The organism is Mesobacillus boroniphilus (genome assembly GCF_018424685.1).
Taxonomy (GTDB): Bacteria; Bacillota; Bacilli; order Bacillales; family Cytobacillaceae; genus Mesobacillus; species Mesobacillus boroniphilus_A.
This window is the reverse complement of the sequence record NZ_QTKX01000006.1, coordinates 1-20,414: the sequence shown is the minus strand read 5'-3', so window position 1 is coordinate 20,414 and position 20,414 is coordinate 1. Positions and strand designations below refer to the sequence as shown.

General features: G+C 43.1%; 17 protein-coding genes, 10 tRNA genes and 2 rRNA genes. 5 read left to right on the top strand and 24 right to left on the bottom strand.

What is annotated here, in order from left to right; genetic code table 11:
- Positions 1 to 48 precede the first annotated feature (48 nt).
- Both DYI25_RS21675 and DYI25_RS21670 read left to right on the top strand, forming a co-directional pair.
- Positions 49 to 627: a YqaA family protein gene (locus DYI25_RS21675; protein ID WP_213372804.1), complete on the top strand. Its 579-nt coding sequence runs from the start codon at positions 49 to 51 to the stop codon at positions 625 to 627.
- 303 nt (positions 628 to 930) lie between these two features.
- A complete protein-coding gene (locus DYI25_RS21670; protein WP_213372801.1) occupies positions 931 to 2,622 on the top strand; it encodes a mechanosensitive ion channel in 1,692 nt (563 codons plus the stop codon).
- 383 nt (positions 2,623 to 3,005) lie between these two features.
- Here the strand turns inward: DYI25_RS21670 and DYI25_RS21665 are convergent, their stop codons facing one another.
- From DYI25_RS21665 to DYI25_RS21650, 4 genes are all read right to left on the bottom strand, one after another.
- Positions 3,006 to 3,647 (bottom strand): L-fuculose-phosphate aldolase, encoded by a 642-nt coding sequence (locus tag DYI25_RS21665; RefSeq protein WP_213372799.1) that lies wholly within the window; start codon positions 3,645 to 3,647, stop codon positions 3,006 to 3,008.
- 46 nt (positions 3,648 to 3,693) lie between these two features.
- A complete protein-coding gene (mtnK, locus tag DYI25_RS21660) occupies positions 3,694 to 4,914 on the bottom strand; it encodes an S-methyl-5-thioribose kinase (protein WP_213372797.1) in 1,221 nt (406 codons plus the stop codon).
- Positions 4,915 to 5,372: 458 nt separating this feature from the next.
- Positions 5,373 to 6,608 carry an ATP-binding protein gene (locus DYI25_RS21655; protein ID WP_213372795.1) on the bottom strand — a complete coding sequence of 412 codons (1,236 nt, stop codon included), beginning with the start codon at positions 6,606 to 6,608 and terminating at the stop codon, positions 5,373 to 5,375.
- Positions 6,609 to 7,000: 392 nt separating this feature from the next.
- Complete coding sequence (locus tag DYI25_RS21650) at positions 7,001 to 7,201, bottom strand: cold-shock protein (protein WP_023626356.1); 201 nt, start codon at positions 7,199 to 7,201, stop codon at positions 7,001 to 7,003.
- Positions 7,202 to 7,472: 271 nt separating this feature from the next.
- Here DYI25_RS21650 and DYI25_RS21645 point away from each other — a divergent pair, with 271 nt between their 5' ends.
- The gene (locus DYI25_RS21645; protein WP_213372793.1) at positions 7,473 to 7,646 is read left to right on the top strand and encodes a hypothetical protein; all 174 of its coding nucleotides are present in this window, start codon (positions 7,473 to 7,475) and stop codon (positions 7,644 to 7,646) included.
- Positions 7,647 to 7,684: 38 nt separating this feature from the next.
- Here DYI25_RS21645 and DYI25_RS22840 read toward each other — a convergent pair whose 3' ends face one another.
- Positions 7,685 to 7,828 carry an MMPL family transporter gene (locus DYI25_RS22840; RefSeq protein WP_425374546.1) on the bottom strand — a complete coding sequence of 48 codons (144 nt, stop codon included), beginning with the start codon at positions 7,826 to 7,828 and terminating at the stop codon, positions 7,685 to 7,687.
- A 280-nt stretch (positions 7,829 to 8,108) separates the two neighbouring features.
- On the opposite strand from DYI25_RS22840, the gene DYI25_RS21635 reads away from it, so the two are divergent.
- Positions 8,109 to 9,173 (top strand): M14 family zinc carboxypeptidase, encoded by a 1,065-nt coding sequence (locus DYI25_RS21635; RefSeq protein WP_213372789.1) that lies wholly within the window; start codon positions 8,109 to 8,111, stop codon positions 9,171 to 9,173.
- Between the two features lie 275 nt (positions 9,174 to 9,448).
- On the opposite strand, the gene glmS is transcribed toward DYI25_RS21635, so the two are convergent.
- The 6 genes from glmS to sigW all read right to left on the bottom strand — a co-directional run bounded on the left by glmS (position 9,449) and on the right by sigW (position 16,830).
- Positions 9,449 to 11,251 (bottom strand): glutamine--fructose-6-phosphate transaminase (isomerizing), encoded by a 1,803-nt coding sequence (gene glmS / locus DYI25_RS21630; protein ID WP_213372788.1) that lies wholly within the window; start codon positions 11,249 to 11,251, stop codon positions 9,449 to 9,451.
- A 660-nt stretch (positions 11,252 to 11,911) separates the two neighbouring features.
- Positions 11,912 to 13,261 (bottom strand): phosphoglucosamine mutase, encoded by a 1,350-nt coding sequence (glmM, locus tag DYI25_RS21625; RefSeq protein ID WP_213372787.1) that lies wholly within the window; start codon positions 13,259 to 13,261, stop codon positions 11,912 to 11,914.
- A gap of 37 nt (positions 13,262 to 13,298) precedes the next feature.
- Positions 13,299 to 14,531, bottom strand: coding sequence for a CdaR family protein (locus DYI25_RS21620; protein ID WP_213372786.1), 1,233 nt, complete (start codon positions 14,529 to 14,531; stop codon positions 13,299 to 13,301).
- Positions 14,524 to 15,351, bottom strand: coding sequence for a diadenylate cyclase CdaA (gene cdaA / locus DYI25_RS21615; protein WP_213372785.1), 828 nt, complete (start codon positions 15,349 to 15,351; stop codon positions 14,524 to 14,526). The genes DYI25_RS21620 and cdaA overlap by 8 nt, the downstream gene beginning before the upstream one ends.
- A gap of 245 nt (positions 15,352 to 15,596) precedes the next feature.
- Positions 15,597 to 16,250: an anti-sigma factor family protein gene (locus DYI25_RS21610; RefSeq protein ID WP_213372784.1), complete on the bottom strand. Its 654-nt coding sequence runs from the start codon at positions 16,248 to 16,250 to the stop codon at positions 15,597 to 15,599.
- Between the two features lie 16 nt (positions 16,251 to 16,266).
- On the bottom strand, positions 16,267 to 16,830 hold the full coding sequence (gene sigW, locus DYI25_RS21605; RefSeq protein ID WP_144481378.1) for an RNA polymerase sigma factor SigW: 564 nt from the start codon (positions 16,828 to 16,830) through the stop codon (positions 16,267 to 16,269).
- A 210-nt stretch (positions 16,831 to 17,040) separates the two neighbouring features.
- On the opposite strand from sigW, the gene DYI25_RS21600 reads away from it, so the two are divergent.
- Positions 17,041 to 17,247, top strand: coding sequence for an aspartyl-phosphate phosphatase Spo0E family protein (locus DYI25_RS21600; RefSeq protein WP_249745625.1), 207 nt, complete (start codon positions 17,041 to 17,043; stop codon positions 17,245 to 17,247).
- A gap of 83 nt (positions 17,248 to 17,330) precedes the next feature.
- On the opposite strand, the gene rocF is transcribed toward DYI25_RS21600, so the two are convergent.
- The 13 genes from rocF to DYI25_RS21535 all read right to left on the bottom strand — a co-directional run.
- Positions 17,331 to 18,227: an arginase gene (rocF, locus tag DYI25_RS21595; RefSeq protein WP_213372783.1), complete on the bottom strand. Its 897-nt coding sequence runs from the start codon at positions 18,225 to 18,227 to the stop codon at positions 17,331 to 17,333.
- A gap of 608 nt (positions 18,228 to 18,835) precedes the next feature.
- Positions 18,836 to 18,911: transfer RNA gene (locus tag DYI25_RS21590), tRNA-Ala, on the bottom strand.
- A gap of 3 nt (positions 18,912 to 18,914) precedes the next feature.
- A tRNA-Gly gene (locus tag DYI25_RS21585) sits at positions 18,915 to 18,989 on the bottom strand.
- A 72-nt stretch (positions 18,990 to 19,061) separates the two neighbouring features.
- Positions 19,062 to 19,134: transfer RNA gene (locus DYI25_RS21580), tRNA-Lys, on the bottom strand.
- A gap of 5 nt (positions 19,135 to 19,139) precedes the next feature.
- A tRNA-Gln gene (locus DYI25_RS21575) sits at positions 19,140 to 19,214 on the bottom strand.
- 54 nt (positions 19,215 to 19,268) lie between these two features.
- Positions 19,269 to 19,353, bottom strand: a tRNA-Tyr gene (locus DYI25_RS21570).
- A 94-nt stretch (positions 19,354 to 19,447) separates the two neighbouring features.
- Positions 19,448 to 19,523 (bottom strand) — tRNA-Thr (locus tag DYI25_RS21565).
- 38 nt (positions 19,524 to 19,561) lie between these two features.
- A tRNA-Val gene (locus DYI25_RS21560) sits at positions 19,562 to 19,637 on the bottom strand.
- Between the two features lie 29 nt (positions 19,638 to 19,666).
- Positions 19,667 to 19,741 (bottom strand) — tRNA-Glu (locus DYI25_RS21555).
- 18 nt (positions 19,742 to 19,759) lie between these two features.
- Positions 19,760 to 19,832, bottom strand: a tRNA-Thr gene (locus DYI25_RS21550).
- 42 nt (positions 19,833 to 19,874) lie between these two features.
- Positions 19,875 to 19,949, bottom strand: a tRNA-Asn gene (locus DYI25_RS21545).
- Between the two features lie 80 nt (positions 19,950 to 20,029).
- A 5S ribosomal RNA gene (gene rrf / locus DYI25_RS21540) occupies positions 20,030 to 20,145 on the bottom strand.
- Between the two features lie 144 nt (positions 20,146 to 20,289).
- Positions 20,290 to 20,414: ribosomal RNA gene (locus DYI25_RS21535) — 23S ribosomal RNA — on the bottom strand; the annotation flags it as partial.

The window sequence follows — 20,414 nt, the reverse complement described above, 5'->3', positions numbered from 1 at the left end:
GGCTGAATTGGCCTCTACTATAATTTAATTCAAAGGAGATACTGCTTCATGTCTGAATGGATCCACGCGATTGAAGAATGGCTGCTTGAATTTGGTTCTTGGGGATTATTCTTCGTGTCTTTCCTGGAATCTTCCTTTTTCCCGATTCCTCCCGATGTTTTGATGATCCCAATGGGTATTGCCAATCCTGACAAAGCACTCTGGTATGCCTTCATCACAACAGCAGGTTCTGTACTCGGTGCCTTGCTAGGCTGGTATATCGGTAAAAAAGTCGGCCGTCCAATCCTCCGATATTTTATAAAGGAAGAGAAAATTGTCCTGGTCGAACGCTATTTCGAAAAATACGGTGCAATGGCCATCCTGATTGCCGGCTTTACACCTATCCCATATAAAGTCTTCACGATTTTTTCCGGAATCTCCAACGTCAAGATTCCGACGCTCATTATCTGGTCAATCATAGGCCGCGGCTTGCGCTTCTTCCTTGAAGCAGCCATCATCGTCGCACTAGGCGACAAAGCCATGCCATTCATCGAAGAAAACTTCGCGATGCTGACAATCGTCCTTGGAGTCGTCGTCATTGCTGGGTATTTGATTTATGCATATTTAAAGAGATCGAAAAAAGCATAACAAGAAAAAACCGGGCTGATTGCCCGGCTTTTTCTTGTTTATTGACCCTCTTGAATTGATTCCACTTCAATCTGAACAACCATTCCCTCTACTCTTTCTTTATCTCTATAGTTTAAAAACTCAACATCTCCTTAAGCCGATGTTCTCTACCTTGTTTACATAGACAATAACCGGGTAGATTAAAGTATGCTTGCTAGCTAACTAAGGATTTTTACTTGCTTAGGGCTGCACAAGTTCTTGGACTTATCCATACGTATCTCGCAGCCCGCTTTGAAAGTCCAATTCAAATAAGGAGTGAGAAGTTTGAACAATAATTTTTACAATGGCTGGGAAAGCATTCTTGGCAAACTGCCAAATGTGCTGATCGCGCTGGCAGTCCTTCTTGTCGGATGGCTTATCGCAAAACTAATCGAAAAAGCAGTTTACAAGGGACTGCAGAAAACAAGCCTTGATAACAAGCTTTTTTCAAACGTAAACAATAACAAGTACTCAGCCGAGAAAATCATCAGTAAGATTGTCTATATTTTGATTCTAGTATTTGTCTTCATCATGTTCCTGAATATCTTAGATTTATATGTATTGACGGAGCCGCTCGTCGGAATGTTCTCAACGATTGCCGCAGCGATTCCTAACATCTTGAAAGCAGGATTGATTCTATTATTTGCCTGGCTGATTGCTTCAGGCTTGAAATTCCTGATCCAGAAAGGCGGCAAGACACTCGGTGTCCACGAAAAATTAAGCAGGTATAAGCTTACGGACGACAACCAGCAAACAACGAACGCTGTAGATACTGTGGCGAACATGGTCTTCTATCTAGTATTGCTAATGGCGTTGCCGGCCGTATTGTCCGCATTGAACCTGCATGGTGTTTCAGAGCCTTTTGAAAACATGATCGAGGGAATCCTTTCGTTCATTCCTAAGCTTTTTGCAGCAGCGCTGATTCTTTTAGTCGGTTACTTTGTCGCTAAAATCGTCCGTGATATCCTGACGAACTTTTTACAAAGCATAGGCACGGAAAAACTAGTCCAGCGTTTCGGACTATCCCGTTTATTTGAAGGCACGAGCCTTTCACGAGTAATTGGCACAATTGCTTTCGTATTGATCTTGATCCCGACGGTCATCGCTGCTCTAGAGCGCCTTGATGTGGAGGGAATCTCTGAACCAGCCATCGCGATGCTGAATGACATCCTGACGATGATTCCAAATATCGTTGTGGCAATCATTCTTGTCATGATTGGCCTGTGGCTTGGAAAATGGCTGAAGAACTTCACAACTGACTTATTAAGAAGAATTGGTTTCGACTCTTATTTTAAAGGGGTAAGTGTAGGTGGCGCAGCAAAGCGTCCTAACTCAATAAGCTTATCGGAAATTGTCGGCTATATCGTCCAGGTCATCGTTGTCCTGCTATTTGTAGCCGAGGCATTGAACGTAGTAAACCTTGATTTCTTCGTCGACCTGGCAAGGGGCGTAATTGCTTATCTGCCACATGTTATCGCAGCGATTGTCATTCTTGGTGTCGGCCTATGGCTCGGCGGTCTTGCCAAGAAAGTATTCAGCAGCATACTACAGGGTGATTCTTCAAATGTGCTGGCAACTGTCGCAAAATATGCGATCATCACAATTGCTGTGTTCATGGCCCTTGACCAGCTTGGAGTAGCACCAGCAATCGTGAACGCAGCATTCATCCTGACACTCGGCGGATTGGCGCTAGCGTTCGGACTGGCATTTGGTCTAGGCGGCAAGAACTTCGCATCGAAATACCTTGCCAAATTCGATGATAAAATTGAAAAAACCAGCATTGATAAAGAGGCGGTTCAACAGCAGAAAATGAAAAAGAACAACCCGGTCAATCCGAACCCGGCAACACCGCCAGACCTGAATAACCTGAACCAGAATCCAAACCCGGGTACTGGCCCAAGCATGAACAATCCGAACCAGCACGGAAACAATAACCCTATGGATCCACACAACGATAATAATCCGATGAATCCTTAGTAAACAAAACACAGCTGCCAACCAAGGCAGCTGTGTTTTTATGTACTAACTAAAATTATCAATGAAAAAAACCACGAGAAACACGATGAAGGCATAAAAACTAAGATGCAGAATCACAGTAGTGAAAAAATCCTTCAGTTTATCAAATGAAAAAGGTTCACTCTTCCTTGTCCTTGCTCTCATAGCCAGCCTGTCCCCCTCTAGTAAAACTATCCATTAAGTCCATTTTTTTCTTTATATAATCATAGCATAATCTAGAGATTTTGTGATTCACTTTTCTGAAATATAGATTAAAGGATGAAACGATTGGGTTTTATATTTTTCCGTATTTTAAGATAATCAAAATTTCCCTGCTAAAAAGAAAAACCCTCTCAAAAAGAGGGTCATCTTTGGCCGTAACTCTCGAATTTCTTCGATAAGCGTACCATTTCTTCATCAGAAAGCTCGGTTGGTTCACCGATCGCTTTCGCCTGATAATAAATCTGGGCGCTGAACTCTATTTCTTCAGCGACTGTAAATGCTGTTTCGATGTTATGGGCGCCGGCAATCATACCGTGGTTAGCCAACAGCACAGCCCTTCTATCCACCATGCCTTCAAAAGCCTTTTCGGCAAGCTCCTTCGTTCCAAATGTTGCATAAGGAGCACACCTTACATTCATACCGGCAAACGCCACCAAATATGTGATTGGCGGAATGTCCCAGCCAAGTGTCGCAATCGTTTTGGCATATGGCGAGTGGGTGTGGACAAGCGCATTAAGATCATCGCGACGCTGGTAAAAAATCAAATGCATATCAAGCTCGCTCGACGGCTTTTTGCTGCCATCGACGATTTCGCCATCCAAATTAATGATCACTACATCTTCAGGTCTCGTTTCGAAATAATCGATCCCGCTCGGACTTATGGCAACCAGCTGCTTTTCTCGATTGAAGATGCTTATATTTCCACCCGTGCCTTTTGTCAGGCCGCTTGTCATGATTTTCTTGCCGTATTCTACGACTTTCATCCGTTCTTCCAGAAGCAACATATAATGCGCCTCTCTTTCTCTAAAAATCTGGATAGGGAACGTCCTATTATCGCATATTATGGCTTGAAGCTGAATTCTTTAATACTTTTAAAAATTGGTCGCCTGTTTTGTAGCTTCCTGAATTCAAAACAAACTGCTTCGCTGCTGACAGGCAAATTCTCTCTGCCGTAACGCGTTGCTCGCTATCAGAAATTGTCGTCATATCCTTAACCTTCGCCAGGCCGGCAATACGGCGAATCATTTCCATGCCAGTTACCGATGCAGTATCCTGAAGAACAGAATCCAGATACCAGCGTTCGAAGCCCTGCTCCATTGCCATGATATCAGTGGCATTTTCCTTCCAGCATGCCAGGAATTTATCCGCAAAAAGATTTACCGTATCTTTAATCGTTTCCTCAAGCCAGGAAACATAATTCTCATCAGCGTTTGTAACATGCGCCCGCGACCAGGCGAACATCAGGTTAGCAACTACGTTTCCAACGTCATAGCCCATCGGTCCGTAAAACGCGAATTCAGGATCGATCACTTTTGTAGAATCTTCTTTTACAAAAACAGAACCTGAATGCAAATCACCATGCACAAGCGCCTGGGCATTGGTCATGAAAGCGAATTTCAGCTTCGCAGCTTCAAAGCGTAATTTGTCATCACCATATATATTTTCTTCTATCCATTCCTTATTAGCCGGGAACAGGTCATTTCGGTTGTTATGATCCGTGAAAGGTTCAGAGTATACGAGGTCCTCGGAAATTTCGCATAATTCAGGGTTGATATAATCCTGGACAAGTGCCTTCTTCGCTTTATGCTCCATGACAACATCAGAAGTAAGCAGAAGCGTATTGACCATGAAAGTTGTCAGGTCATCCGCAAGCTTCGGAAAAATACGGCCTTCATTAAGCGCAGTACGGAGGATTGTATGGTCAGAAAGATCTTCCATCACGCAGCAATTCATCACACCATCAAACAGGTATACATCAGGGACCAAACCTGATGCTAGCTCACCCTCAAGCTTGAGCACATTGGACTCAATCCTGATCCGATTAGTAGAAAGCTTGAACTCATCGGAAATCCTCGCAGTATCACCAGCCTGTTTAACAATCAATGACTTTCCCGATTGCTCTTCAATCACCCTGAAAACGTAATTCAAATTGCCATCCCCAATTTCGGTACAGCTCAATTCAGCATCTTTATCAAAAAAATCGGTCTTTTCTTTTACATATGAAATGACCTCATCAGCATTCATTAAAAAATAATTATTAAAATCAGCCATGGTGTACTTCCCCTTCCCAGTAAAAACAATATTAAAAATCTTTCAAAAATTATTATAGCTTAAGATTGTATTTCGACACACTAAAAATAACTTCCAACAAGAAAAGCGGAGGCGACTGCTTAACTCCGACAAGCGCTGGAGGGCCTGACAGTGAAGTCGGTCTTTGACTTCATTGGCAGGAGCGAAGCGTCTCGAGGAGTTAGGAGCCGTAGCTAGACAACAAGAAATGCAGAGGCGACTGCTCAACTCCGACAAACGCTGGATTTATGCCCCCTCCGGATTAAGCTATGAATTCTACCCTCTATAAAAAAAGAAGAACGTCAGCCGCCTTCCCTTTCAAATACAATCTCTTTTTCTAGCATCTGTTTGTCTTGAGAGGCTCTTGTATCTGACACTTATCTCCTTTTAGCCACCCTGTTTGTCCGATAAAGCTCTTCAACAATCGGAAACGTATTCAATTACTCACATGGCAGCAGAATCGTAAAGGTGGTGCCTTTTCCTTCTTCACTTTCGACATTGATTCTTCCTCTCATCTTTTGGATAATATCAAAGGAAATCATCATTCCGAGTCCTGTTCCTTTTTCCTTCGTTGAATAATAAGGGTGACCGAGCCTATCGATCTGCTCTTTATTCATGCCGCTGCCCTCATCCCGGAATTGGATTCTTATATGATCTTTTTCGACCTTGGCGATGATGTAGATGCTTCCGCCCGAAGGCATTGCTTCAATGCCGTTTTTCAGGATGTTGATGAAAACCTGTCTGATTTCATGGGCATCCCCTTTGACGGAAAGGTTCTTATCAATCGCCTCTACCAATTCTGTATTGGCGAGATGAGAATATGATCTCATGAAAGCAATTGTTTCTTTTAAAAGTTCACTTAGGTCCACTTTTGCCATGCTGCCTGTATTTGGCTTCGCCAAAGATAGGAAGTTATCAATGATTGTTTGGGTACGGTCAAGCTCCTGAAGGGAAATCGTGATGAAGAGATTCTGGTTATCATTCAAATTCCTTTCTCCCTGAAGAACCTGCATGAAGCCTCTGATGGTGGTCATTGGATTGCGGATTTCATGGGCAACCGATGCTGCTAGCTGGCTGATGGCTGAAAATTTCTCAGCCTTATGAAGCTCATGCATCATTTTCCGCTGTAAGTTGGTCATTTCAATGATATAAATGGTTACCGATAGCGCCATGAAAGAGACGAGTGAAAATACAAGCAAATATAGATAGTCCTCTGCTTTGCCAGCGTTAATCATTGCCATAAGTCTTGTCGATGTGACCAGGCCATAAACAAAAAGGCTGAGCGCGATTTTTCTGTTAACCGTTGTATTTTTATATACTTTTTCAATCGAAAAAAATAGTATTAATATGACCACATAATTGACGGCCGTGACGGAGAGCTTGTCAACTTCCACAAATCCTTGCAATAACAGCAGGACAGCCACAAGCAAAAAGCTATCAGCTCTGCTTAGATAAAAAAAGGCAATAAAGACAGGAATCAACTTTAAGTCGAATTCCATGCCGCCATGGAATCTTACAGGCAAAGCCATTGTCATCAATAACGCCGCTAAAATAGCCATTTTAAAGACTTGTTTCTTATATACAGAACGCTTCTGCATCCATAGAAAGTTATACATGAAACCGAGTGACAATATAATTGAAAAATGCAGGATCAAATCTTTTATAAACTCTACCATTGTATCCCCCGAGATTCTCAAGATTATGAATATATGCCTACATTTTTATTATCCACTCCCCATATTGATACTTCAATGGAAAATTCAGATATTTTCGATAAAATTCTATATTTTTGTCTATTATCAAAGGTTGCTGTCGCAATTTTAAAATATTTTTTTGTAGATTACTGAACGGAGGGTAATAATGTTATGTATGCAAGCAACATATTTTATTATCCGAAAAACTTTTTTACAGCACCTGTAAAACTTATGCTATAATAAAAGCAACCATTGCTTTACCGCATTAAACCCCACTCAATTGAGCGGGGTTTTTTTATTTTCACAAACAATTTTTGGACATAAAAAAACAAGCTCTGATGACTCAGAGCTTGTTTGTATGGGCTAAATCGTTATTATAGTTTTGTAACGTTAGCTGCTTGTGGTCCACGAGCGCCTTGCTCAACGTCGAAAGAAACTTCTTGGCCTTCTTCAAGAGTCTTGAAGCCTTCGCCTTGGATAGCTGAGAAGTGTACGAATACGTCTTCTCCACCTTCACGTTCGATGAATCCGAAACCTTTTTCTGCGTTAAACCATTTTACTTTACCGTTTTCCATTTTTGTTGCCTCCTAGTGTGATATCCACACAATTTGTTACTATTCTTGTCTCAGTGATATCCAGGCGAATCAAGCAGTGCATGTTCTTTCCTTGCATACCGAACAAAAATAATTCTTCCTAAGAATAACAGAATTGAAAGGATAGTGCAAGCTTAAAGAGATTTTCCAAAAATAGGTTTTCATAAATAGACATCCAAATGCCCATAATGGATTAACAAAAGTGAATCCGAAAATGTGGTATAATTAAGAGAACATGAAAGGGCGTGGCTAATTGAAAAGCGCAAGCAACCTTTATAAAACCGGCCAAACGGTCAATATCAAAGAAACCGGCGAAACAGTGACAATCATGAAATCCCAATACGTGAAAAACATGAAAAGATATTCATACACTGTGAAAGAATACCCAAGTACATTTTATTTTGAAGAAGAATTAGAGAAAATTTAATGTATCACCTCAAAGAGCGTGCCAGTGGGTACGCTTTTTTAGTTTTCCGATTGCATTTTTTGCGGCCAGAGGCTGAATTTTCCCAACTTGAATATAACTGCTGGTATCAGAATGGTACGAATCAAGAATTTATCAATTAACATGCCGACCGCGCCGGTGAAACCGAACCTGAACAGCTCCATGATTCGGCTGGCTGTAGATGTTCGGATCATCAACCTCTACAATTAAGATTGCTGCCCTCACTGTGTCTCCTTACTCAGTTCTATTACGGTGATTCCTGTCCACTCCGCCAAACTAATTACTTTTTGCCTATCAAAACCCATTTTCACACTTTTAAACTCTATCAATTTTACTTATTTCGAAACTCGAAATTTGTCAGAAAAATAGGTAACATACTCTATTAATTATTTTTTAAAAATTCAGTAATATGTATGGTGAATCTAGTTTATAGGAGGAATGACGATGAATTTGAAAAAGAAGGTTCTATCCGTTTCTTTATCCAGCATGATGGCTCTTGGTGCGGTGACTGCGGTAGCCCTTCCCGCTGGTGCAGTAGGAAATGGTCCGAGTGCCGGAAATGGATCCGTACAAACATCGATTTTGCATACATATGAAAGTTTAGTAGATTACCTGAAGACTCAAGATGCCAAACAGGAGGCAATGGAACTGGAAGTAATCGGTCAGACCGTCAAAGGCCGCGATATTCACATGGCAAAGTATATTTCTAACCCGGAAAATCCAACAGTATTGTTCCTGACGCAGCAGCACGGGAACGAGCAGCTGACAACTGAGGGGGCGCTTGAATTCATTAAACACTTAGGCACTGGTAAAACAAGTGGAGTGCTTGATAATGTGAACATCCTTGTGATTCCGATGTTGAACGCGGATGGAGCTATGGGCGATGTCGACTTCTCACTCGAAGATTACCATGCTGATGGTGACCGCCACCTTACCCGCTACAACGCAAACTATATGGATTTGAATCGTGAGCATGACAAAGAAACAAGCGAGATGGAACCAGAAGCACGCGCGCTTCACGAAAATGTTTTTGCCAAATATGATATCGATTACATGATCGACCTTCATCACCAGGGCACGCTCAGTGAAACAGAAGGTGAACTCGTTTCTGGATCGATCCTTTACCCAACGAATGAAAATGTAAAGCCAGATGTGCTTGAAGGCTCTAAGAAACTTGGTGCAGTTGTATACAATGCGCTTGAGAATAAGGGCTGGGGCCATATCGGCAAATATCGCGGCGGCACCGGTGAAAACATCGGCCGAAACGGAGCGGCTGTCCGCTATGACATTTCGACTCTATTATTCGAGATGCGCGGCATGTCCGATCATTACATCGAATCATATGCACTAGGCCAGAAGAGCAACGGCTACCTGATCAGGCAAACAATCACCACTTTGGATGCGACAGTCAGAGCCATTGCTGATGACTCTATCGAAACAATGGATACTAGCTTCTGGGATACCCTTCCTTACCAGACGAACAGACAGGGCGAAGAGGCGGACGAATAAAATTCTTTTATCTATATGACCCTTTGTTTAGATTAGTGAAAAATAACATTTTCAAAAAAGCCTGCCGGTCGAGGATCGGCAGGCTTTTTCCCATAAAATGTTCACTGGATATTGGGTCTTCTTTACATGAAAATATAAGTTGAAAGGATGTGGACCTTTTTCACGCAATGCAGAAGTTCCTTTTACCGTCTCAGCGCTATTTTCGCTTTTTCGGTGCTCTATTACAAACAAAAACCCAGCCAGCATCAAATGCTGACTGGGTTCCAACGCAAATTTTATTCAACCGTAACAGATTTAGCCAGGTTACGCGGCTTATCGACGTCACAGTCGCGGTGCAGCGCTGCGTAGTATGAGATCAACTGCAGCGGGATTACTGAGATAAGAGGTGTTAATAGGCTGTGCACTTCTGGGATGACGAAACGGTCTTCGTCTGTTTCCAGTCCACTCATGGAAATGATACACGGGTTTGCTCCGCGGGCAGCGACTTCTTTGACGTTTCCACGGATGCTTAAGTTTACAAAGTCTTGAGTTGCAAGGGCAATAACTGGTGTACCTTCTTCGATCAAGGCGATTGTTCCGTGCTTCAGCTCTCCGCCGGCGAACCCTTCAGCCTGGATGTAGGAAATTTCCTTCAGCTTCAATGCGCCTTCAAGGCCTACGTAGAAGTCAATTCCGCGTCCGATGAAGAATGCGTTTCTTGTGACAGTCAGGTATTCGCGCGCAATGCTTTCGAATTCTTCCTTGTCGTCGCAAAGAGCTTCCATAGCTGTTGCCACGATTCCTAATTCCTGTACAAGATCAAAGTCTACTTCGTGGCCAATTCCGCGAGCTGTTACTTCTGCCAAAATCGCCAGGACAGCAAGCTGTGCTGTATAAGCTTTTGTAGAAGCGACCGCGATTTCAGGACCAGCATGAAGAAGAAGAGTATAATCTGCTTCACGGGAAAGCGTTGAACCAGGTACGTTCGTAATCGTCAATGCTTTGTAGCCCATTTCCTTCACCTGAACAAGAACCTGGCGACTGTCCGCAGTTTCTCCGCTCTGGGAAATGAAGATGAACAATGGCTTTTCAGATAGAAGCGGCATGTTATAGCCGAACTCACTTGAGATATGGACTTCAACAGGAATCTTCGCCAATTTTTCGATGAACTGCTTACCTACAAGGCCTGCATGATAGGAAGTACCCGCAGCGATAACGTAGATGCGGTCTGCATCTTTCATAGCCTTCACGATGTCAGAATCGATTTCAAGCTCGCCTTCGCCATCCTGGTAGTTCTGGACGATTTTACGCATCACAAGCGGCTGCTCGTCGATTTCTTTGAGCATGTAGTGTGGGTATGTTCCCTTTTCAATGTCGCTTGCATCAATCTCTGCGGTGTAAGGAGCGCGTGAAACAACTTCTCCTTTAAGGTTTTTGATTGTTACATCGTTCTTAGTGACAATGACCATTTCCTTATCCATCAGTTCAACATACTGGTTAGTTACCTGAATCATTGCCATCGCGTCACTAGCGACAACATTGAAGCCATCGCCAAGGCCGACAAGAAGCGGGCTCTTGTTTTTCGCCACAAAAATGGTATCTTCGTTTTGCTCATCTATCAGGGCAAGTGCATATGAACCATGTAAAAGTGTCAGCGTTTTGCGGAACGCTTCTTCTAAGCTCAGACCTTCTTTTACGAACAGTTCGATCAACTGAACGATAATTTCAGTGTCTGTTTCACTTTTCATTTCGACATTCTGCAAATACTCGCGCTTCAATAGATCGTAGTTCTCGATGACACCATTGTGAACAAGAGTCAGTCTGCCAGTTGTGCTCTGGTGAGGGTGAGCGTTCACTTTGCTAGGAGGACCGTGAGTAGCCCAACGAGTATGTCCAATACCAGCGTTCGCCATTACATCAAGGTCTACTGCGTTGCGAAGGTCCGCGATGCGTCCTTTTTCCTTAAAAACGTGAACTCCCTTTTCGTTCATGACTGCGATTCCCGCAGAGTCATAGCCCCTGTACTCAAGCTTTTCAAGGCCTTTTAATAAAATCTCTTTTGAGTCATTATTTCCAATATATCCAACGATTCCACACATAACTTCTTTCCTCCTGTACGACAGGGGGCAAGAAGCCTCTTTTAATAGGGGCAGCTTGCCCCCTTATCTCATATAATTGTTTTGAGGTCTAACCCTCGCTAGTTTTAGCATCCCCATCTCTTTGTGCATTAAGTTGCCTTAACGTTTTAAAGATGGAATTCGCGGCTGTGCTTTCAGCCGGGAGGCATCCGCCGAAAATTCGATAAACCTCCACCTCGTCAACTAACCCATATATACGGTCAAGGATTAGTCCTGGCGCTTTAGTTTTCCCTTGATCAACCACTGCCCACCTTTCTATAAGATTGTTCTAAGGCTTTTGCTGCAAAATCAGCCTTATTTACAAAAACAGGATTATCATACATGATACTTATGCATCCGTCAATAAAAACAGCAGTTTCCGCATAGATTGTTGCTTTTGGAACATGTATTTACATCCATATTCTTACCTGTATCGGGCTCTTTTCGAGGAAGCTTTTAAATTAGATATACAATAATACTCTGTGAGAACACAACAATATTACGAAAAGAGCTTAGAAAACAAAGGAAAACTGCCTTCCCAAGTATTTACCCTATACAGGGAGGCTAGAAACTCCCTTCATAAATAAATATGCATAAGGGCTCTTCTATGTGCCGAAGCCCTTATGCATATAATCTTTTTTCCTATTCCTTTAATCCCATTTCTTCTTCAACAACGACAGCAATTTGTCTTACATATTCTTCGCAAAGCTCTGCTGTTGCTGCTTCTGCCATGACACGTACCAATGGCTCAGTACCAGACGGACGAACAAGGATACGGCCGTTACCGTTCATTTCTGCTTCAACCTGTTCGATCACTGCTTTTACCTTCTCGTTATCTGTTACATGATACTTATCAGTCACTCGGATATTCACGAGAACCTGAGGGTATTTCTTCATTTCCCCTGCCAGTTCAGAAAGCGGCTTGTTTGTTGCTTTCATGATATTGGCAAGTTGCAAGCCAGTAAGCAGGCCATCACCCGTTGTGTTGTAGTCAAGGAAGATGATATGGCCGGATTGCTCGCCGCCAAGATTATAGCCGTTCTTCTTCATCTCTTCAACAACATAGCGGTCTCCAACAGCTGTTTGGACGCTTTGCACTCCGTTTTCCTCAAGACCTTTGTAGAAACCAAGGTTGCTCATAACAGTTGAAACGACCGTTCCCTTCTTGAGCTGTCCTCGCTCCTTCATGAACTTTCCGCAAATGTACATGATCTGGTCGCCATCAACGATATTCCCTTTTTCATCAATCGCAATCAAGCGGTCTCCATCTCCGTCAAAAGCAAGACCTAAATCTGCACCCTTATCCTTCACGAATTCAGCAAGTGCTTCCGGATGTGTCGAACCCACACCGTCATTAATATTCAAGCCATTGGGCGATGCTCCCATTGTGGAAGTATCAGCATCAAGGTCAGCAAACAAATGTGTAGCCAATGATGAGGTTGCCCCATGTGCGCAGTCAAGCGCGATATGCAGTCCAGTGAATTCTTCATCAACTGATTGCTTAAGATATTGAAGATACTTTTGGCCGCCTTCGAAGTAATCATTTACCTGCCCAAGATTAGCGCCTACAGGACGAGGAAGCTCATCCACTTCCATATCCATCAATTGTTCGATTTCATTCTCTTGATCGTCAGATAGCTTATATCCATCCGGGCCAAAGAATTTGATGCCATTATCCGCTACCGGATTGTGCGATGCAGAAATCATGACTCCGGCCTGTGCGCCAAGAGCCTTGGTCAAATACGCTACCCCTGGAGTAGAGATGACGCCGAGCCTCATCACTTCCGCTCCGATTGATAATAGACCGGCAACTAGCGCTCCTTCAAGCATATGTCCAGATATACGTGTGTCCCTTCCAATCAAAACCTTAGGGCGTTCATGCTCCTTTGTGAGGACATAGCCTCCAAAGCGGCCTAGCTTGAAAGCTAATTCTGGCGTTAATTCGCTATTCGCAACACCGCGTACTCCGTCTGTACCGAAATATTTACCCATTCTCAAAATCTCTCCTTGTATGAAAAATTGCAGTCAATTACGCATCTTTTTTCGCAACCGATATACTGGCTTTTTCTTTAGCCAATTTCCACGTTATATTTCGAGGTGCTGTCACCTTCATGTCAACTTCATGATTTCCTTCTTCCAGTTTCGACACATCGATCAAGATCTTGAAATCATCGGGTGAAAGGGCCGAAACAATATCACTCGGCCCATTAACGGTCAGATTCGTCAGGCCGTTTGCAGGATCAAGAAAATCGACTTCATAGCCCTCATCCATCCCATCGATTTCAATTGGAACGTTTGAAATACTTTTCTCGGAAGCCTTTGTGACTTTCACGGCCACTTTTACTGTTTCAGGAGAAACCTTGACAATTCCTTCACTAATAATGACTGGGAGGGTGATTTCCGTATCCTCCTCAATCTTGCTGACATCCACTTCGACCCTGACATTATCAATTTTCTCGAGAACGCCTGGTTCAGCGATGATCTCAGCTTCCTTCGTTTCCAACGTTATTGAATCGATTGTTACTCCACTTAGAGGAGTGCCTTTCCGGACAATATCAATCGGGACTTTTTTGCTTGAGCTTTTAATCGGGATTGTTACCTCCACAATCCCAGGTACCACAACGACATCAAGCTTGTTCATATCTTTATCCAGAGCAAGTACACTTGCTTCTCGTGTGATGGTGTCTGATATTTTTCCGGATGAATTGACAGTTGCCTTCACATAAGTGATTTTGTCAACAACATCTTTGCCACCTGTTATTTGCACTTTATTGGGCTTTACTATTGGCTTTTCAGCTATATAGCCTTCCTCGACTATATTTCCGCTGAATTCAGCGTCTATCCTAAATTCCTTCGTTACCTTCTCCTGGATGGAGACATTTGCATAACCAGGTTCGATGGTCACAGTCAGGCGGTCTGAAACATCTTTAATTGTAATCGGGACTCGCTGATTCCCTAGTTCGGCATCTGTCAGATCGACAAACACTTCGAAATTCCGTAGAGTCTTCACCTGCTGAACAATGTTCTTGGGCCCCTGCAGCGTGACAGTAACAGTTTCGGGAACACCGGATACGACCAAAGTGTCAGTATCATAAACCCTTTTTACTGGGACGTCATCAATCGTCTCCACCTTTTCATCTGATGGCACATTCACATCACCAGGCTTATCCGGATCGTTTTTAGGTACAGATCCAAAGAGCAGGACGGCAAGGACCAGGGCAACTACTTTTATGAACCAGGGATTATCCATCCATTTATCCATTTTTCTTCCCCCTCCAATTCCAGCGGGTAGAAGCTGCCTGCTTGATTCTTGATGGCGAGATTAGCTCGGCTGTTAGCAGTTCCCTTAGCGTTTCCCCGCTCAAGTCCCTGTAAAGTTCGCCATTCCGTGTAACCGATACACTCCCTGTTTCTTCAGAAACGACGATCGTGATACTGTCGGTTACTTCACTGATTCCGAGAGCAGCCCTGTGCCTAGTGCCCAGCTCTTTCGAAATGAACGGACTTTCCGACAGCGGCAAATAACAAGCAGCCGCGGCCACGATGTTTTTCTGTATGACTACAGCTCCATCATGAAGCGGTGTATTCGGTATAAAAAGATTAATCAACAGTTCAGAGGAGATTCTGGATTGAAGCTGGATGCCTGTTTCTATGTAATCACTCATTCCTGTTTCTCTTTCAATTGAGATCAATGCTCCGATCCGGCGCTTAGCCATATAATCGGTTGCCTTGATAATGGCCTCCACCATCTTCTCTTCGTCTTCCTCTTCCTGCAGCCCAGATCTGGAAAAAAGCCGTCCTCTGCCGAGCTGTTCAAGTGCCCGCCGCAATTCGGGCTGGAAGATGATGATAATGGCCAGGAATCCCCAGGTTAGTACTTGCTCCATCATCCAGCTAAGAGTATTCAATCCGAAGAAATCACTGACAAACTTTACGATCAGGATGACAAAAATCCCTTTTAAAAGCTGGACAGCCTTCGTCCCTCGAATTATCGCAATCAGCTTATAAATGACGAACCAAACCAGGAGAATGTCAACAATATTAGCTAGATATTCTAAAAAATCGAAATCCGCAAACGACATTGCACTTCCTCCAGTAGTTTAGTAAGACTGTTTCAGAAAGTTGCAAACCTTCCTGAATGTTCAATCAGCCTTTTAGTATTTTTAAAAAAGCGGAAGATGACCAATGCACTTCAGCCTATAATCAAAGATAACTTTTTTATTATAACATAAGCATTGTTCAAATTAATAATATGTCATCTGCAGAGTCCTTGTCTGCTGACTATCATTTAATCCTTTTTAAAATGGCCCTTAAAAAACAGCCATTCCTATTGGAATGACTGTTCCTTTTCGTCGTTCTCAAAAAGATCTGCCGTGCTTTTAGCTGTCTTTTTAATATGGTACCAAATCCACTCGAACACTTCATTGACCTCGGTTATTTCACCGGTGACATTGCCAGCTGCTGCCAGGTATTTCTCACCGTTAATCAACTCACCGTTGATCACTGTGACATTACCCTGGACCTCGCCTTCAATTTTCACCTTGCCATTCCTGACAACGACATCACCCTTGACGACTTCCCCTTCAGGCACGATTACTGTATCATTTTCGACAATCAGATTAGGCTGCTTTGATACTGAAAACTGGTGTTCTTCGTTCCATGTTGAAAAGATGCTGCCAGTCATTAACGCCAGGAATAGTGAGGCAGCTGTTAACAGCGGGTGGCTCCTGAACCACCGCTGAATTTCCGTCTTCTTCTTTTCCTTTGGCAGGCCCGCCATTACCTTCGAAGTAAAGTCATCTGATGCCTGGATGTGAGAAGTGCTCTGCACAAGAGCTATTGCTTTATTCAGCTCCCTGAAGTATTCCTGGCAATCTGAACAGCTTTGCAGATGCTCTCTTAAAATCTTTTCATGTTCTTCGGAGATTTCTTCATCTAAGTATTCATGCATATAGTCAATAATTTGTTCGGAACATTTCATATTCTTTCACCTCACCTTATACGTGTCGCAGCTGCTGCCTTAAGGCTTCTCTCCCCCGATGGATCCTCGTCTTCACTGTGCCTAGCGGCAAATCCAGTATTTCACTGATCTCATTCAGGCTAAGTTCTTCAATATACTTTAATACGATTACCGACCTGTATTTATCGGGTAGTTTTGAAATTTCTTTTTGGATCGTATCCTGCAATTCGATGCTTTCAACCTCATCCTCTGGCAAAGGAGTTTCTGATGGGACTTGGGAATACATTGTCAGACCCTCTGTTCCAGGTACTTCCGCATCAAGAAAATAATCTGGTTTCTTTTTGCGGATCCGGTCAATACATAGGTTTGTGGCAATTCTATACAGCCATGTTGAAAACTTCAAGTTTTGATTGAAGCTGTTAATATTGATATATGCACGGATAAAAGCCTCCTGTGCAATATCTTCTGCCTCGTGCCTATTCCCGAGCATACGGTAGCAAAGTTGGAAAACCTTGTCCTTGTATACCTCAACTATCTCACCATAGGCATTCTGGTCTCCCTTGATTACCTGTTTTATTCTGTGTTTTACGATTGTCTCCATTATTTTACCTCCGCGCTTCATGCGGCTAATCGATATACGAATCGATTCCGTAAAAGGTTTCGTTTTTTTTATAAAAACTTTATTTATGTATGAAATTGACAAAATCATCTACCAACTGACTTATTTTGCGAAAAAAGTCTAAAAAACACGATAAGTTAATATTAACAAATCTTTACCAGTTTGGTTTAAAAAGTTTTTTTAGGGGTATAAATGGACTATATTTCAGTGAAAGCGAGGATCCAATCAATGTGTGCAGAAACGTTGTTGAAGGATATTGAAAATTGCCGTAAAGAGATGGTTGAATTAGCCGCAAAAACCTCGCTGTCTAATCAACGTGTTGTAGACATCAGTTCTAAACTCGACCATTTATTAAATAAATATTATCACTTATCTTCCAAAAAGACATTTCTATATTAATAATAAGAGAGCAGCAGCCAGACTTGGCCGCTGCTCCTATTTTTTTCTCACTAATATAGGTCTATTCTAAAACTACTTAAACATTACAAAAGTTTCTCTCCAAATAAAGACCCCATCAACGCTACTGCCGCGACAGCCGTCTTGTTCTTTTCATCAAGGATTGGATTCACTTCGACGAATTCAGCTGAAGTGATGATTTTTGCTTCAGCCAGCATCTCCATCGCCAGGTGACTCTCACGGTAACTGATGCCTCCAGTTACCGGCGTACCGACACCAGGAGCATCTGTAGGATCCAGCCCATCCAGATCAAGTGAAAGATGGACGCCATCTGTCTTATCTTTAAGATAGTTGACTGTTTCCTCAATGACCGTAGCCATACCGAGCCGATCAACTTCATGCATGGTGAACACCTTGATGCCTAGTTCCTTGATCAGGTCTTTTTCACCATCATCCAAAGCACGAGCCCCGATAATGACAATGTTTTCTGGTTTTACCTTTGGTGTATACCCGCCTAACTGTGTCAGCATTTCATGTCCTAAACCTAAGCTGGCAGCAAGCGGCATTCCGTGGATATTTCCAGATGGTGAAGTATCTGCTGTATTTAAGTCTCCATGTGCATCATACCAAATGACACCCAGGTTTTTATAATGCTTAGATACACCCGCCAATGTTCCAATCGCAATGCTATGGTCGCCCCCTAAAACAAGCGGGAATGATCCTGATTCAATAATTTTGTCTACCTCATCAGCAAGCAAGCTATTTTTTTCTGCCACGAGCTCCAGGTTGCGTAGATTGCTGTTAGGATCAATCCTTACCTCTGGTCTGCCGACCGCTATATCTCCCAGATCCTCTATCTCATCAAATAACACTCTTAATCTTTCATTTATCCCAGCATAACGGATTGCGCTTGGGCCCATGTCAACTCCCCTTCTCATCTGGCCCAGATCCATCGGCATGCCAATAATCGAAAGTTTCTTCATTTATTTCTCCCCCTTGCTTTATCTCATCTACTCCTTATTTTAAACGCTTTCATTTGAATGACTCAACTGGACAATTTCATGAATATATATACGGTTTGGAATTGAGTGAATTCTCATTATAAGGAGTTCATATCACCTGAGCCAAGGAAAACTTGAACAATTTTGGCGGAGAGTTGCAATCTGCTGCCTGTTTACTCGTTGTTGCACATAGTATTAACGGTAAAAAGTGAATGTTGTCTTGATTACCGAGAATCTTGACAGCTTTGGCCTATTCTCCTAAAAAGCTGTCTAGATAACAGCTTTTTCTTGACAGCTTTGGGCTCCTCAACCTCTATCCTGTCACAATAACTGCACTTTCTTGACAGCTTTAGGCTCCTCAACCTCTATCCTGTCACAATAACTGCATTTTCTTGACAGCTTTGGCCTCTTCTCCTAAAAAGCTGTCAAGATAGCAGGGGTTTTTTGAGCCAACTCCTTCAAGTCTGTATAAACTATGATCTGTTTTGGCAGCTTATAATTTCAAACCTTTCTATGCACTGTGAATGAAAAATAAAAAAAGCCATAAACCCGGTTGGATTTATGACTGAAATGGTATTTATGTAGTGTGATGGTGGAGCCTAGCGGGATCGAACCGCTGACCTCCTGCGTGCAAGGCAGGCGCTCTCCCAGCTGAGCTAAGGCCCCATTTGGAGCGGAAGACGGGATTCGAACCCGCGACCCCAACCTTGGCAAGGTTGTATTCTACCACTGAACTACTTCCGCATAATTTTATTATAATAGATAAAACCCCTAAAAATAAAGGATTAAGTTCATTCTTAGGGGTCTTAACATGAGTGAGCCATGAAGGACTCGAACCTTCGACCCTCTGATTAAAAGTCAGATGCTCTACCGACTGAGCTAATGGCTCGTTAATGGCTGGGCTAGCTGGATTCGAACCAACGCATGACGGAGTCAAAGTCCGTTGCCTTACCGCTTGGCTATAGCCCAATGAAAAAATAAAAAGGACATCAGTTACTTGTCCATTTTTAATATGTATTAAAATGGTGGAGGGGGACGGATTCGAACCGCCGAACCCTGAGGGAGCGGATTTACAGTCCGCCGCGTTTAGCCACTTCGCTACCCCTCCACATATAAGTGCTTCTGTACCTAGATAGATGCTCAAAAACCCTTCGGGATTTCTCGCATGCTTCCGCTGAAGTTATTCAAGGAAGTAAGAAGCATGGTGCCGGCGAGAGGACTTGAACCCCCAACCTACTGATTACAAGTCAGTTGCTCTACCAATTGAGCTACACCGGCATGTTAATGTAGATTATTTTCACTGTGTGAAAGAATCATGGTGGAGGATGACGGGATCGAACCGCCGACCCTCTGCTTGTAAGGCAGATGCTCTCCCAGCTGAGCTAATCCTCCATATTTAAAATTCCAATTCAAAAAGTAAATGGTGACCCCTACGGGATTCGAACCCGTGTTACCGCCGTGAAAGGGCGGTGTCTTAACCGCTTGACCAAGGGGCCATATAATAATATTTTCAGAGCTTCCAAGCGGGCTCGAACCGCTGACCTCTTCCTTACCATGGAAGTGCTCTACCTGCTGAGCTATGGAAGCATTTTGCTGCCAGCTCAAATGACTTTCGTCATTTAGAGATAATGGCTCCGCAGGTAGGATTCGAACCTACGACCGCTCGGTTAACAGCCGAGTGCTCTACCACTGAGCTACTGCGGAATAATGGTAATGTAACATAACTCTTGCAGTTGATCCGATTGCCTCATCTTAGAAGTTGTCCAAGATAATCATGCACCATCGCCCGGCGGCGTCCTACTCTCACAGGGGGAAACCCCCAACTACCATCGGCGCTGAGAAGCTTAACTTCCGTGTTCGGTATGGGAACGGGTGTGACCTTCTCGCCATCGCCACCAGACAATTTTAAAGGACAATATTTATTATACTGCCTTTTATGCATTTTTCAAGAGAAATTTTAGTTATTTTGCTATCGCAAAAAACTTTATTCCCTCAAAACTAGATAATGTTTGTAAGAAGAATTTAGAAGAACGAGTAATCTAATTTGGTTAAGTCCTCGAACGATTAGTATCAGTCAGCTCCACACGTCACCGCGCTTCCACCTCTGACCTATCAACCTGATCATCTTTCAGGGTTCTTACTAGCTTGCGCTATGGGAAATCTCATCTT

Bases quoted from the DNA above. Each gene is read 5' to 3' on its own strand.
- DYI25_RS21675 (WP_213372804.1), top strand. From the start codon at position 49: ATGTCTGAATGGATCCACGCGATTGAAGAATGGCTGCTTGAATTTGGT.
- DYI25_RS21665 (WP_213372799.1), bottom strand. From the start codon at position 3,647: ATGTTGCTTCTGGAAGAACGGATGAAAGTCGTAGAATACGGCAAGAAA.
- mtnK (WP_213372797.1), bottom strand. From the start codon at position 4,914: ATGGCTGATTTTAATAATTATTTTTTAATGAATGCTGATGAGGTCATT.
- DYI25_RS21655 (WP_213372795.1), bottom strand. From the start codon at position 6,608: ATGGTAGAGTTTATAAAAGATTTGATCCTGCATTTTTCAATTATATTG.
- DYI25_RS21650 (WP_023626356.1), bottom strand. From the start codon at position 7,201: ATGGAAAACGGTAAAGTAAAATGGTTTAACGCAGAAAAAGGTTTCGGA.
- DYI25_RS22840 (WP_425374546.1), bottom strand. From the start codon at position 7,828: ATGGAGCTGTTCAGGTTCGGTTTCACCGGCGCGGTCGGCATGTTAATT.
- DYI25_RS21635 (WP_213372789.1), top strand. From the start codon at position 8,109: ATGAATTTGAAAAAGAAGGTTCTATCCGTTTCTTTATCCAGCATGATG.
- glmS (WP_213372788.1), bottom strand. From the start codon at position 11,251: ATGTGTGGAATCGTTGGATATATTGGAAATAATGACTCAAAAGAGATT.
- glmM (WP_213372787.1), bottom strand. From the start codon at position 13,261: ATGGGTAAATATTTCGGTACAGACGGAGTACGCGGTGTTGCGAATAGC.
- DYI25_RS21620 (WP_213372786.1), bottom strand. From the start codon at position 14,531: ATGGATAAATGGATGGATAATCCCTGGTTCATAAAAGTAGTTGCCCTG.
- cdaA (WP_213372785.1), bottom strand. From the start codon at position 15,351: ATGTCGTTTGCGGATTTCGATTTTTTAGAATATCTAGCTAATATTGTT.
- DYI25_RS21610 (WP_213372784.1), bottom strand. From the start codon at position 16,250: ATGAAATGTTCCGAACAAATTATTGACTATATGCATGAATACTTAGAT.
- sigW (WP_144481378.1), bottom strand. From the start codon at position 16,830: ATGGAGACAATCGTAAAACACAGAATAAAACAGGTAATCAAGGGAGAC.
- DYI25_RS21600 (WP_249745625.1), top strand. From the start codon at position 17,041: ATGGACTATATTTCAGTGAAAGCGAGGATCCAATCAATGTGTGCAGAA.
- rocF (WP_213372783.1), bottom strand. From the start codon at position 18,227: ATGAAGAAACTTTCGATTATTGGCATGCCGATGGATCTGGGCCAGATG.